Annotated in this window: 6 protein-coding genes; 1 reads left to right on the top strand and 5 read right to left on the bottom strand. The window is 61.9% G+C overall.

Annotated elements, in window-relative coordinates:
* Window positions 1-178: 178 nt before the first annotated feature.
* Window positions 179-1,138 (top strand): DMT family transporter, encoded by a 960-nt coding sequence (locus tag NKI63_RS05825; protein WP_352737025.1) that lies wholly within the window; start codon window positions 179-181, stop codon window positions 1,136-1,138.
* A 150-nt stretch (window positions 1,139-1,288) separates the two neighbouring features.
* Here NKI63_RS05825 and NKI63_RS05820 read toward each other — a convergent pair whose 3' ends face one another.
* From NKI63_RS05820 to NKI63_RS05800, 5 genes are all read right to left on the bottom strand, one after another.
* A complete protein-coding gene (locus tag NKI63_RS05820) occupies window positions 1,289-2,014 on the bottom strand; it encodes an ABC transporter ATP-binding protein (protein WP_352478380.1) in 726 nt (241 codons plus the stop codon).
* Entirely contained in the window at window positions 2,014-3,162 is a 1,149-nt protein-coding gene (locus tag NKI63_RS05815) for an ABC transporter permease (protein ID WP_352506257.1), read from the bottom strand. The genes NKI63_RS05820 and NKI63_RS05815 overlap by 1 nt, the downstream gene beginning before the upstream one ends.
* The gene (locus NKI63_RS05810) at window positions 3,159-4,295 is read right to left on the bottom strand and encodes an efflux RND transporter periplasmic adaptor subunit (RefSeq protein WP_352478377.1); all 1,137 of its coding nucleotides are present in this window, start codon (window positions 4,293-4,295) and stop codon (window positions 3,159-3,161) included. Before NKI63_RS05810 ends, NKI63_RS05815 begins: the two co-directional genes overlap by 4 nt.
* A 58-nt stretch (window positions 4,296-4,353) precedes the next feature.
* Window positions 4,354-13,521, bottom strand: a complete 9,168-nt coding sequence (locus NKI63_RS05805; protein WP_352820700.1) for an SDR family NAD(P)-dependent oxidoreductase — start codon at window positions 13,519-13,521, stop codon at window positions 4,354-4,356.
* A 273-nt stretch (window positions 13,522-13,794) separates the two neighbouring features.
* Window positions 13,795-14,532, bottom strand: a complete 738-nt coding sequence (locus tag NKI63_RS05800) for a 4'-phosphopantetheinyl transferase family protein (protein WP_352506259.1) — start codon at window positions 14,530-14,532, stop codon at window positions 13,795-13,797.
* Window positions 14,533-14,739: the final 207 nt, after the last annotated feature.

The raw sequence follows: 14,739 nt of genomic DNA, 5'->3' as shown, positions 1-14,739 counted from the left end.
CGGCTTGCGCTTTTCGGTATCGAGTTGCTCATGGGCCAACATGCGTTGGAAAGGAACGAGACCGTGAACGGCGGGACCCACAATGACCCACCGATTGCACTGGCTGGTGAAACAGCTGTTGTCGCTGCTTAGCAAGGCGCTGCAAATCTGCTAAAGTCTGCGGTGGGAGGAGACGGATATCCAATCGCTGCCGATAGCACATCCAAGTGTAGCGAAGGCGACACCCGGCGCATCACTTCCGCTCGCCTATTCCCTCGCGACGCTCTGCTGGCTCCTGTCGGCCGGCGTCTATATCGCCGCCAAGTGGGTTGCCCCCGAGATGCCGCCCTGGGCGCTCTGCTTCTGGCGGCTGACGGTTGCCTGCGCGATCCTGCTCCCTATCGTCCATCGTCATCACGGGGCGATGCTCGTGCTGATCCATTCCCGGGTGATCGAGGTGCTGGTCATCGGCGCCATCGGGCTGACCTTGTGTCAGGGCATGATCTACACGGGCCTCAACTACACCAACGCGACAACCGCCGGCATCATCATGGCGCTGTCGCCGATCATGACAATGGTGCTTGCCCGCTTCGTGCTCGGCGAGCCCCTCGGTGTCTGGAAAGCGCTTGGAGCGCTGGTCGCTCTGGCCGGGATGGTGGTGATCGTGGCGCGCGGCGACCTTGCCGCGCTGATGCAGCTGCAATTCAATCCCGGCGAGTTGTGGATCGTCGGCAGCGCCTTTTGCTGGGGCCTCTACACCGTGCTGCTGCGTCGCGCCAAATTCGCTATCGAGCTTCTGCCGATGGTGGTCCTGCTGCTGGGAGCCGGCGCGCTGGCCGCACTGCCCCTTTATCTCTGGGAACTGTTTTCCGGGGATCGTTCGGCGCTGCATGCGAACGGCCTGCTGGCCCTCGCCTATGTTGCTGGCCCGGGCGGCGCCCTGATGTACTATCTCTACAACCGTAGCGTCGAGACGCTTGGCGCCGGGCGCGCCAGCATGCTGCTCTATCTGCAGACCGCCTTCGTCGCTGTTCTCGCTTATCTGTTCCTCGGCGAAAGCTTGCACGACTACGATCTCGCCGGCGCCGCCCTCATCATCGCCGGCCTGCTGCTCGCCACAGCGATCAAGCCGAGGCAGCGCACGGTGCGTGTCGCGTAGTGAACCTCAGCACCGCCGCTTCGGCCAGCAACTCGTAAGTCTTTGACAGTCCTTTCGGCCGGTGCAGCCCATGACATTGAAGGCGGCGCGTGTTGGATCGCCATAACATCTTCTCAGCGGGAACACCGCCATGGCCGCGTCGAGCGGTGATCAATGCCGTTCAGCCATCATGCCAAAGGGAGACGGCTCTCGTGCCCGCCCATCCTCGAGCTCGAGCATCGAATCGAAATAAGTTTTCCAGCGCGTATCGTGGGTCACAACGCAGATCGCGACATTGCGGCTGTCCGCCAGATGCCTGAACACCTTCATCACCATCTCCGCCCGTGTACCATCCAGTGCGGCGGTAGGTTCGTCGGCTAGAATAACGGTGGGATCGTTTGCCAAGGCCCTGGCGATTGAAACACGCTGCTGTTCGCCGCCGGAAAGTTGGGAAGGATAATTGGAGCCGCGATGTTCGATGCCCAACGCGGCGAGAAGCCGGCTGGCTCGCGCCTGCGCCTGCTGGCGACCGACATCATTGACCTGCATGGCGATGGCAATGTTTTCGGCGGCCGTGAGAAAGGGGATCAGGTTCGCTTTCTGGAACACAAACCCAAGATGGGTCCGCCTGAAGGCCCGTAGCTCGTTGAGCTTCGCACCGGGACGCGAAATCACCTTGCCGTCGAACAGGACCTCTCCCGTTGTCGGTGTCTCCAGCAGACCGGCAATCATCAGCAGCGTCGTCTTGCCGGAGCCGCTGGGCCCGACGATACCGGTAACACTGCCGGGGCTCAAGGTCAGCGAACCTGCCGCCAACGCGGTGACCGGCGAGCCGCCGCTCTCGTAGACCTTGCTGGCATTCCGAACCTCCAGCGTGGCGAGGCGGCGCTTCGACATCAGGCCAACACTTCCTGGGCACGGACCGCGAGCGCGCGACGAATCGCAAACCAGCTGGCCGCAAGGCTGAGTGCCATCAGCACGAACGACAACACGCCAAGATCGGATTCGGTCATCAGCACAGTTCTCGGAAATCTCGGATAGATCGTAAACGAGATGGCTATGGCCAGAACGAGGCTGCAAAAGCCGATCAGCCCCGCCTGCTGCGCAATCATGCCGATGATCACCCGGTCACGGGCGCCGATCAGCTTCAGAAGTGCTATCTGCGCGACCTTCTCGATTGTCATCGTATAGATGGTCAGTGCTATGACGGCGCAGCAGATCAGCAGCGTCATCGTCGTGAAAGCCAGGATCTGGACGCGGAGCTTGCCGAGGCGGCCGTCCAGTAGAAGCGTTTCCTGGTCCTGCTGCGTGAGGACCTCGACGTCGCCCCAGCGTTTGATCGAGTCACGCACGACCTCCTTGTCAGCGCCCGGGAGAGTTTCGACGATGACCGCAGCGACACTTCCGGTCTCGTCGCCGAGACCCATGCGCGTCTTGCCCTTGGCCGCACGGTTGAGGAGGATCGCCTCGCTGGGCAGCAGTCGGTTGATGACCTGCGCGTCCGGGATGGTGACGAACAACAATCCGTCGCCACCCATGTCGACCTGCCCGGACGACACGCCGACAATCGTATAGCTATCTCGTCCAAGCCGGATCTCGTCACCCACAACCAGGCCTAAAGTCTTGTCGGCTATGGCCTCGTAGCGATTTGATTGGAAGTACCGGCCGGCGATCAACGGTATCCAGCTGCCACTGTCGCTTGGATAGTCCACACCAGTGACGGACATTCGCAGCGGAAGCCCGTCAATTTCGAACTGCTGGTTGTATTGGATGAACCGGCGCGTTGCCGCCACACCGGCCACACCGGCCACGCGGCGATCGAGATTGGCCGGTACGGCGGAGGATTCGGCGAACGGTCCGGACTTTCCCCCTTCGACGACCCAGAGGTCGGCACCAATGCCGTCGATCACGATCAAGGCTTCGTAGACGATGCCGCGATACATGCCCAGCATGCCGATCGTCGCCGCCATCAGCAGGCCGACGCCGAAAACGGTCAGGATGAACCTCAGCAGGTTATGCCTGATATCTTTGACCGCGAGATTCACCTGCTCAATGCCTGGAGGTTAACCGCTTGGTACTGGAAGCGGCCTGTCGGACTGAGCACGACATCACCGACCTTTAGGCCGCGCGTGATCTCGATATCGGTGCCGCTGGAGTAGCCCAGCGAAACAGGAGCCCAATAGGCCCGCCCGTCATGTGCAATCCAAAGACCCACCCGTCCCTGGTTTCTCGCCAGGAATCGCTGTGGCACCGCGATGCCCGGTGACGGCGATTCCGCTTGGATGGTGACGCTTGCACGCTGACCCACAGCCCAGTTCGCCGGCACCTCGCGCAATTTAAGATCGACCGTGAACTCGCGCGTCTCTTGATCGACCTGCCGGCCGATCCGCGCAATGGAAGCAGCGTAGGGCCGTTGCGGATCCGATGAGAAGGTGACTTTGGCTACTTGCCCCGGCCGAAGCGACCCCATCGCGGATTCGTCGAAGCGCGCCATGACCAGCAATGACGTCGGGTCGACGATCTGCATCAGTTCGACGCCCGGAGAAAGCAGGTCTCCCACCGTGCGGCTGCGGGAAACCACCACCCCATTGACAGGCGAGCGTATCGAGGTTTCGCCGAAACGGCTCCGTATCTGCTCGACCTCGGCGGAGGCGGCCGCGGCCTGGGCCTTTGCGCGCTCGATGCTAGCGGTCGCTCGCGCCAATGCGGCCTCGGCTTGCTTCTGGGTGCCTTCGAAGAGGTCGAACTCGGCCTGAGAAATCGATTTGCTGGCGAGCAGGCTCTTCCTGCGATCCAGATCTGCCTTTGCAGTACGGGCGGCGATAACCAGCCGGTCACGCTCCAATTCGGCCTCGCGCACGCTCTCCGCCGCGGCCCGGTCGTTGGCGACCGCTGCGGCAAGCTGATACTCGATTTCAGTCGCGTTTAGCGTGGCGAGGATATCGCCGGTCTTTACCTCGTCATTCCGGTCGACGCGAACGTCGGCCAGGAATGCCTGGATCCTTGCCGTCACGACGACCTGGTTGGTTGCACCAAGGAGGCCGGGTCCGGCGATTTCACGCGCGATCAGCCTTCGCTGGGCGACATAGGACTCCACCTGAGCAGGCCAGATATACCAACCAGAAAAGAGCCCGACTGCCGCCAGAACGGCAAACAAGATTAAGATGAAGCGAATCACGTGCCTTTTACCTGCACCGGCTTCCACCGGCCCCGCTGACCCCTGAATCGACGCATCACTATATCGCCGCCTGCTCGGCTGCATCGACCGCCGGTTGCCCAGCCAACAGTCGTTCGATGACTTCCCTCAGGATATCTTCTGCTTCTGCACGGTCATAGCCCAATTGGTCGAATATCAAGGTCAGACCAAGACCGTTCGCGGTCGGAAAGGTACGCAGATCCATCTCGCTGGTACGTGGTTTTTCTCGTCGCATGTCAGGCAGGGGCGTCACTTTGAACATGCCGAGATCAAGTTCGCCACCGGCATGGGCCCTTTGAAGGGGGGCCGACTGCGTGGCGCGTGTCCATCTGTCGACTGTTTGGGTGCCGGCGACGAAGAGGGAGGTATAGGAGCCCTTGGCCACGACTTCGTCATGCACGTCTCCGAAGTAGTTCGAATCCATGAAGGGCGCGAACTGGATAGCCTCTTCGATCCCTTCTCCGAGCGAACCGGCTAACGCTTCGATTGTCTCGAACCGAGACAGCCGCGCACGCACAGGGACGTCCGAGGCGACGAAATTGACATAGTTCTCCAGCCGCCGGTCGTGGCGCAACGCTGCTGGAACCTGCATCACCATATCGTCCACGCCGCCGCGCGACCCGATGGTCTGCGCAAAGGCCGCGATGATCATGGCCGTTTCCGTCGTGCCGGCTGCCCTGGCACGCTTGCGCAGCGCATCCTGCTGGTCGCTGGCTATCGAGAGCGTCACGTCCTCGCTAAGGCTGCAATCGATCAGGTTGACATTCGTCCGGCGGCCTTTCGCCTTGCGCCCGAGATTGGGAATTTGCGGCAAGGGCTCGGCGAATACCTTGCGCAGGAATGCGTCGCGCCGTTCGAACGAACCAGGCTTTCCGACATGGTCGAAATCCCGGATGAATCGGTCGATACTCATTTCCACCGGATCAAGAGGCAGGCCGAGATAAGCCTTGACTGTTTCCTCGACGATGAGGCCGAGGGAATAGCCGTCAACAACGAGATGATGTGCCTTGGCGACGATAAGGTCGCTCTCGGAGCCGAACCGGATGACGGTGACACGGAACATCGGCGCCTGGATATCTATGCCTTCCTGCGCGAGTTCGGTTGCGCGCTCCAACGCTTCGGATTCGTCGGCGACTTGCTCGACCCTGAAGAAATCGGTCGGCGTCCTTTCCAGATACGCGCCGTATCTAGCCCCCTTGCGGAAGAACCGGGTACGCATCACCTCGTGTCGCGCCATGACCGTTTCGATCGCCCGTCTGAGACGATCGGCGTCCATTTGCGGCCGGATCTTGAACTCCTTGCTTACAATGAATGCGGCACGCGCATGCGAAGTCGCGTCTGGATGTTCCTGGAAACGCAGTAATCCCAATTGCGTGCTAGTTACTGCTATCTCTCTTTCGACGTTGGGCACGCCGTCGAGCGGTGAGCGCTCGACATCCTGGCCTCCACTCGGCTGACCGGACCACTCGCGCAGACTCCAGCCCATTGCGATGGGCACCAGGCGGCCTGACGTTTCGAGCTCGCAGGAAAGCTCGTCGAGAAACTGATCGAGTAGCAACCGCGCTGCTGCTTCTTCGACAACGTCGAGATCCACGGTCAGCCGGCAGACAACGCCGGCTTCGCTGGTCGCTGCGGACAATTGTATCTCGTGCGCGGATGCGGGGATCGCATCGAGAGGATGGTCCAAGGCGGCGAGCGCCGTAACTTGGCTACGGTCGAGAAAAGCGAAGCCGAATTGGCGCAGCGAAACATGGCGAATGCGCAGATCTTCTTCGAGCGCCAGTTCCAGAGACGACGTATCCATTGACCGATGCGCGTGGCCGTTTGCGTCGGCACGCTCGACCTTCCTCAGCAGATCGTAACCGAGTTCATTCATGGCTCGCAGGACAATCGGATAGGACCCATCCAAGGGGCCTATCAATCCGCTTGGTGCTCCCTGCCCGCGCTCGCTATACCAGCGGTCGACGACGATTGATCGGAGCGAGAGGCGGCTTGCCAAGGCCTTGGCATAGGCGGCCAGAAAGCGCGCGGCCGGCAACTCCGATCCCGACGCGAATGCTGCTGCTGGAAGCGTGATCTCCAGCAACCCGACACGGCCCCTGTTGGTTCCCATACCGACGGGAGACGCGGCACGACTGCGGCCGGGGATCGGTGCGATCGCAGGCGCGTGGTGAAGTATCTCCTTCCAATAGGCGAGGTCGCGACGATACTCGCTCGATCCGGGCATCGGATGAGCTGCGCGCGCGTAGTCGGTAAAACTAGGCCCTGCTTCGACCGCTTCTGCTTCGCCTTGCACAAGCTGCGCAAGCAAAAGATGAACCGACAACGTGTCCGCAGCCGCGCGATGAGCCCGGATTTGTAGCTCGTGACCGCCATCCTGCCGCTGCCACGCGCCGATCCGCCATAGCGGACCAGGCAGCGCCACATCGCCCAAACGACCGCCCGGCGAAAGCACTTCAACAATCGGTTGAGCCTCGAAGCCTATCTCCACGGCGCCGGACGCCGATATCGCACCGGTCATCCGGAGCGCGTCGTGTCGCTCGACCAGTCGCGCCAATCTTGTCGCAAGCGCGGCCAGCGACACGCCAGGCTCAATACTCGTCTCGACCAGGATCTGATTGTCCGCCTTTGCGACCGCCGACGACATCGGCAGTCCGTCCAGCATCATCGCATTGACCTGGCGGCCAAGAGGCCGGAAGGCTTCCTGCGCTGCAACGCCATCGGAACTCGCTTGTGCGGCCAGGACCTGCAAGGCGGACGCCTTCAGTTTCGCCTCAAAAGCGGAAGCAACGAGGCGCGACAGTCCCGCGATCGTCGGCGCTTGCAGGAACTTGGCGACAGGGATGTCGACTTCGACCTGAGCCTCGACGCGATTTTTCAGTTCGAACGATGAGAGGGAGTCGAGACCGAGCTCACTGAGCTTGCGGTCATCCGCCAAGGCGCTTGCCTCGACCTTGAGGACTTTCGCCACTTCGCGCCGGATCATGTCGGCGAGCAGGTCGTCCCACGCCTCGCGCGGCGCGGCTGCAAGCTCGGCCTGAATGCGAGACCGCCCTCCGGTTCTGTCTCCAAGCAGCGGCGAAATCCTCGGATTCGTCGCTGCGCCGGGGTTCGTGCGAGCGATCGCAGCCCAGTCGATATTGGCAAAGCCGAGATTCTCCGATCTGGCGCGCACAAGATAGGACAGGGCCGCCGCCGCTTCAGAATCCTGAACCGGCTTGATGCCTACGCTATCGAGATAGTTGGTCATTGCTTCCGACCTGGCAACGAATCCACTGCCGGCGATCATGCCCCAGGCGGTGGACGAGCCGGCCAGGTTGCGACCCCTGCGGTACGTGGCGATTGCGTCCAAAACAGAGTTGGCCGCTGTGTAGTTGGCCTGCCCAGACGAACCGATAACCTGCGCGATCGACGAGAAATTCACGAAGAAATCCAGCGGAATATCGTGTTCGACAACGGCGACATGCAAGTTCCACCCGCCGGCTATCTTCGGCCTCAGCACGCGGTCGATCTTGCCTGCATCGAGCTGCGAGACGAAAGCGTCCTCTATCACCGCGGCGCCGTGCACGATGCCGCGCAGAGGAGCGTCACCCCCAGCATATTCGCCGATCAGCCTGCCGACGGCAGTAGCATCGGTCACGTCCAGAGCGGCGCGAACGATGCGCGTGCCACGTTGCTCCATGATCTCGATGGCCACAGCCGCTTCGGCATCTGGAACACCGCTTCGATTGGCAAGGATGATGGTTCCCGCGCCTTTCTGACTGAGCCACTCGGCGATCGCAACGCCAAATCCCTTGAGCCCACCAGTGACGAGGTAGGAAGCCTGAGCGGAGACGGCGAACTGTGCGCCGAGGTCAAGTTCGATGTCCACGGAAGGTTCGTCGAAAGTGACGATCACCTTACCGATGTGCAGCGCTCGCGAAAGCATGCGCATGGCTTCTGCCGCGCGCGATGCCGGGAAGCGGGTCGCCTCCAGCGGCTTATAGACGCCGGCGGCAACCTTAGCCTCCACCTCCACCAGCAATTGCCTGAAGAGGCTCTCCTTCTCGACGGGGAGCGTCGAGAGATCGATGACCGAATAGGCGTTGTTGCGATAAAGCGAGCGAAGCCCGATCGGCTTGTCGTCGGCGAGATCGCGCTTGCCGATTTCGACCATCCTGCCGAAGGGCGCCAGGCACTCCAGACTCTTGTCGATGCCGTTGCCAGACAGCGCGTTCAGCACCACGTCGACGCCGCGGCCACGCGTAAGGGAACGCACCTCGTCGGCGAAATCGAGAGCGCGCGAGTTCATGACCTCATCCACGCCCCATGTCTTCAGGAAGGCGCGTTTTGTGTCGCTGCCTGCAGTGCCGAAGACTCGAGCCCCCACATCATGCGCGACCTGGATGGCGGCGAGCCCGACACCACCCGAAGCCAGATGGATCAGCGCGGTTTCGTCCTGTGCCAATCGGCCGATATGTTTGAGAGCGTAGTGAGCGGTAAGGAAGGCTGTCGGGAGGGTCGCGGCCTGGATCAGATCAATACCATCGGGTACGCGCATGGCGAGATCCGCCCGGAGCTTGGCGAAGCGTCTGAGGTAGCCCTTGCCCATACCCATGATGCGATCGCCGGGCTTGAGATTGGTCACCCGTTCGCCGACCCTGCGGACGGTGCCGGCGAACTCCAGCCCGAGATTGCGCCAGTATGCCTCGTCATTCTCCAACTCGTCCGGCAAGATGCTGGTGGCCGCCATGATGTCGCGGAAGTTCAATCCGACCGCGGCGACCTCGACCATGACCTCGTCTGGCGCCAATTCGGGATCGGCGATTTCGCGTAGTACGATGTTGTCGATGGTGCCAGGCCCCGTCATGGTGACGGCGAAGTTGGAAGAATCCCGCGCGGTCTCCAGCGTCCGCCGCAACGGCGCCACTTCGTGCAAAGCCAGTTGCTCCAGCCGCGGGACATAGCGTTCGGCGCCACGCAGGATGAATTCCGTCTCTGCGGTTTCCTCCAGCACGGCGCCCGAAATGCTCACCCCCGACTGCAGCGATGTGGGATCCGCATCGATAAGGCGGATGCCCAAACCTTTGAACTCGTTTGCCATTGTGCGAGCAATGCCGATTAAGGCGCTCTCACTCAGGCCTGAAAGGCTCATCGGCTGGTCACCTTGCACAAGCCGGCTGCCGGACGTGACGACAACCAGTTCGGGCCGCTGTTCGGACGAACTGTGCAGCCGGTCGATGACTTTTCCAAGCGTGATCAATTGGTGCACGATAGGCGTGATCCTGGCGAGAAGCTCGTCCCCGCCTGCTTTGTCGTCGAGTTTTTCGGGGGTGGCGGCGCTGAACAGGATGCCACCTGTCCCACCCGATTTGGTCATGAATGCCCGGATCGTGGCGAGCGCTTCATCCGCATCGAGGTTCAGGAACGGCGCGGGGTTTGCGACCTCGACCGTCGCTCCGCGGCTAACCAGCTCAGCCAATGTCGCTTCGAGGCGCTGGGTTCCATCACCCACCACCAACCAGTGGGCGCAACGCAATGAGGGCGCTGCCGGTTTGGCTTCCTGCTTCTCGAAATGCTCCTCGAAAACACTGGAGCCCGAGCCGGCACCTTGCTTGGCCCTGCTGCTCCTGACCTTGCCCAGCGCCTTGGTCTGAAGGTTGTCGAGAACGATGAGCGGCTGCCCTTCCGGCGAGAACACGCTGAACCGCATCGAGTACGGGTCGAGACCCGGCTGGATGTCGACGATCACCTCGGGCGTCAAAGGAGCGCCCAGCAGGATCTTGCGGGCGCCGGTCGGCAGGCGCAACTGATACTGGGCCTTGTCTTCATTAGCCGGCGGCAGCGATTCACCTGGAACCCACACGCCGTCTCGATGTGAAGCCAGGCCGATGCCGGCCTGGAGCACCGCGTCCAGCAATCCGGGGAAGGCGAAATACTGCTTCGCCAAGTTGGGATCCTTGCTTGACAGCTTGGCAACCAGGCGGTCGCCGACAATGTCGAGTGCGTTCACCGACTGGAAATAGGGACCGTATTCAAGCCCGTGCCGTTCGGCGAGACGGTAGAATTCCGTCTTTTCGACTAGGTTCGGGCGATCCAGCAGCAGGTCGGCAGGAGCTGGTGCAAGTTCATATTTGTGGCTGAAGCCATAAGCTTCGGCACGCGTCCTCCAGCCATCCTCCGAACCTCGATGGAACGTGGCGATGCGCAGCCTGCTACCGACCGGATCGAACGTCGTCGTAAACAGTACGACGTCGTCCTCCGCGATGGAAAGCGCTTCGTACAGCTTGAAATCACGCAGTTCCACGGACTCAGAGCCGAAATGGTCGCGCAGTGCGGCCCCCATGATTTCGATGTAACCGACGGCCGGGAAGAGGCAATCGCCGCTGACCCGATGGTCAGCCAGGAATTTGAAGCCTCTGAGCGTGATTTCGTTCGTCCAGGACGGCGCCGCAGTGAAGTCGCGCCATCCAAGCAGTGCGTGCCGGGGTGCCTCGAACAGGAAGTTCTTGGTTTCCTCGGATGTATTCAGCAGGCGCTGGTTGTTCCAGGGTAACTTGGGAACGGCCACGTGGCCACTCAACGATTTCGGCCGGTCGAATTCGACGCCGGCAACATGAAGGCTGCCCTCGGCCCGCGCCAGCGTCCAGAAATCGTCAGTTTTGCGATCGAGCGAGTTCACCGCGGCGGCGTCTACCCCGCGCTCCTGCGAGATGCCTCGGATGAGCGGCGTCAGCGTGCGGTGCGGACCTATTTCCAGGAAAGTATTGATGCCGAAATCGAGGGTGAAATCCAAGGCCTTGGTAAAGCTGACGGGTTGGCGCAAATTGGCCCACCAGTAGTCGGCGTCGAACTTCGTCTCGAATATGCCGGTGACCGTCGAGATGATCGGCAGACGGCCTTCTTTCCAGGCGACCGGACCCAGTTCGCCAAGGAACCATTCCTTGCAGTCTTCCAGATGCGCGCTGTGCCATCCGAAATCCATGGTCATCCGGCGGGCCGTCGCATCGGGATAGGCTTCCGCGACCTTGGCCAGCACGCCAAGCACCGCGTCCTCCATGCCGGAAATCGTTTGCGCGATCGGGCCGTTGTAGGCGGCAATGACAACGCTTTCGTCACCGGGCAGCAAAGGTTCGAGTTGATGGACCGTCAGCCCTATCGTGGCCATTGCACCGCGCCGCTCGCTCTTCAGCGGGATGAGGCCGCGTTTGGCAATGATGCGAGCCGCCGTCTCGATATCGATGATACCTGAAACGTAGGTGGCCGCGACCTCGCCGAAGCTGTGGCCGATCAGAAGCTCAGGCCGCACGCCGGCCTTTGTCCAGCGCTCGTAGAGGGATATCTGCGTGGTGAAGATGGATGCCTGGGTAACGTCGGCATCGTTGATGCGGGTCTTCGTCTCGTCCCGCAGCATCTCCTCGACGGTCGACCAGCCGACCATCGGACGCAGCACTTCGTCGAACATCTCGGCGGTTCGGCGAAACGCACGGTCTTCCTTCAACAGGCGGCGCGCCATGGCCCACCACTGGCCGCCCTGGCCCGAGAAGGCGATGGCGAGCCGACGGTTGGATGCCCTCCCGGTGATGATGGTTGGCCCTTCCGCGCTTTGCTCGATGGCTCCCTTAGCCAATGCGCGCAGTTGGGTCTGGAGCGCGGCACGCTCCGGCTCGACGATGAGCGCAGCCCGTTGGGCGAAGTTATCGCGCGCGCTGCTCAAATGGGCGGTGATGTCTTCGACCGGCGTCTCCGCAAGGGAGCCTCCCTGCTCCAGCGCATCGGCTAGACGGCCGGCCCACAGTTCCAGTCCCGCCGTGCTGCCGGCCGAGATCGGGACGGCTATCGGATGGCCGGCTATCACCGGCCTTGGCGCACGGTTGGCGTTCGCGGACAACCCCCGCCATCCTTCCACTGCGATGGAGGCATTGGTGCCGCCAAAGCCGAAGGAGTTGACGACGGCCAGGACCGGCCGGCCGTGATGGTCGATCGGCGTCGGCGTGGTTGCTACAGCGATGTTGAGCGCGTCGAACGGAATGCTCGGATTCGGGCGCTCGAAATTCCGGTTCGGCAGCACGATGCCCTTTCCCGCCGTCAGCACCGTCTTGATGAAACCCGCAATACCGGACGCTGATTCGAGGTGGCCGAGATTGGGCTTGAACGATCCGACATAGGCCGGCTTTGACCGTGAATTCACACCGAACACGCGGCCGATGGCAGCCGCCTCGATTGGATCGCCGACCGGCGTGCCTGTCCCATGGGCCTCGACATAGTCGACATCGGCCGGATCGATGGCGGCGCCTTCCACCAGCGCCTCCAGCATCTCTTGCTGTGCTTCCCCGCTCGGCGAGGTCAGGGTGGGCGTATACCCGTCCTGATTGACCATCGAATGACGGATCACGCCATAGATCCGGTCGCCGTCGGCAATTGCCCGGTCAAGAGGCTTCAGCAAAACGAAACCGCAGCCTTCGCCGCGCACGAACCCGTCCGCCCTTTCGTCGAAGGTGTAGATTCCGCCGGTCGGCGAAAGCATGTTGGCGCTGGAGAATGCGATAAACGGGCCTGGATCGAGCATGCAGTTGACGCCGCCGGCGAGCGCCGTCTCACAGGTGCCGGTGCTCAGGTGGCGCACCGCTTGGTCGATGGCAACGAGCGCCGACGAGCATGCCGTGTCGACGGCGATACTCGGCCCTTTCAGATCGAAACGGTGGGATATTCGGTTGGCCGCGATCGAGAACGCCGAACCGGTGCCGGCAAAAATATCCCCACCACCGACACGTCCGCGGCGCAGGTTCTGCGCGAAATCGTTGGTCGAGATTCCGATGAACACGCCGGTGCGCCCGCGGCGCAGGTCGGCCAATGTGCGCTCGGAATCCTGGACGGCCTCGAAGGCCACTTGCAACGCCAGGCGCTGCTGCGGGTCCATCGTTGTCACCTCGCGGGGCGACATGTCGAAGAAACTCGGGTCGAAGCCGAAAACGTCGCTGGCAAGAAACCCACCCCAGCGCGTCCGCATCTTTCCCCGGGCATCGGGCTCCGGATCATAGAATGCATCGACATTCCATCGATCCGCCGGGATATCGACGATGCCGCAGTTCTTCTCCAGGAGAAAGTTCCAGTACGAGTCCGCGTCCTGGATTCCTCCAGGAAACCGGCAACCAATTCCGATAACTGCGATTGGCTGTGTTGACTCAATGACCTGCTGAGGGGCATCGCCCCCACGATGAATGTTCATGCCCAGACCCCCGCCTAGTATACACCGTGGGTTGCCCAACCCACGGCGCACTTACAGTCACGGCGTATTTAAGTGCATGTCCTAACGGAAGCTCCAAGAGCAAAACTCGCCAGGTTAGCATTTTTATCGCAAAATGTGTCTTTTAAGCCGATTTGATTACTTTTTAGGCCAATTTGATTAGTTTTTAGGCCGATGTGGCTGCTTTTGAAGAGAAACCCGTCCGCTCGATCCTCGTCGCCAAAAACAGGCGTCCCCGAGGCCCGTTCCGGAGCGTCAACGCAATCCCAAGTCGAAATCGAAGCGGCGTGCGACGACCTGAGGACTGCGTGCACTCCAGGCGACGGCGGCCACGTGGTGCGCGCTTGGGCGGAACTCAATGAGCCTGAGGGGTTCAACCAATTCCAGTGGCGGCGAGAGGATATAGGCCTCGCCGCTCCCGTCCATCCCAATCTCGAGTCCCACCCCGGAGAGGCCGACGCCGGCAGCCTTGAGCACGGCTTCGCGACAAGTCCAAAGCCGGCAGAACATGAGGCGGCGGGCCTCTGGCGCCAGTGACTCAAGTTGTGCGATCTCGCCGGGCGCGAACAGAGAACGGGCCATGGACATCTCGCCGCTCCGCGGGGCGACGCGCTCGACATCGACGCCGACTTGCCCGGCGGCAGCCACGGCCACAAGGGCAAGATCCCCCGAATGCGAAAGGTTGAAGGCGAGGCGCCCGTCCGCAAGGAACGGCTTTCCCTGTGGGGTCTCCCGCAGATCGAGTTCTCCCGGCGCTCGGCCGGTGTACATGGACAGCACCCGGCGTAAGCCGGCATGAGCTGCCAGATGGCGCCGCTGATCCTGCTCGAAAACAAACCGTCCGCCCCTGGTCAATTCGGCTGGATTGAGCACGGCCATGTCCGACTGCGAAAGGGGAGCATCGAGAGCAACCCGCCACACATGGACGTCGATCCCGAGAGCCGGCACCACCCGCCCACCGCCGTGCGGCAAGACAACTCCGCTTTGCTTCATCTTACAGTTTTCCCGGCCGGGCGAGAGGTAGGGCTCGGCCTGCTGCAGCAATACGGCATTGACGACTGCTCCCCAAGCTTTGCCCGTTAACACCATAAACCTACGCGATTCTTGTGACACCTCTCGGCACGCTCATCATCGGCCACGCTCTAACGCGCCAGAGTGAACCAGTCCAAAGGCCGGAGGGACTTGGCTGCGATGCGGGTG

The sequence above is a fragment of the Mesorhizobium sp. M0410 genome (assembly GCF_040321435.1).
Classification (GTDB): Bacteria; Pseudomonadota; Alphaproteobacteria; order Rhizobiales; family Rhizobiaceae; genus Mesorhizobium.
This window is presented reverse-complemented; position numbering and strand designations above follow the sequence as displayed.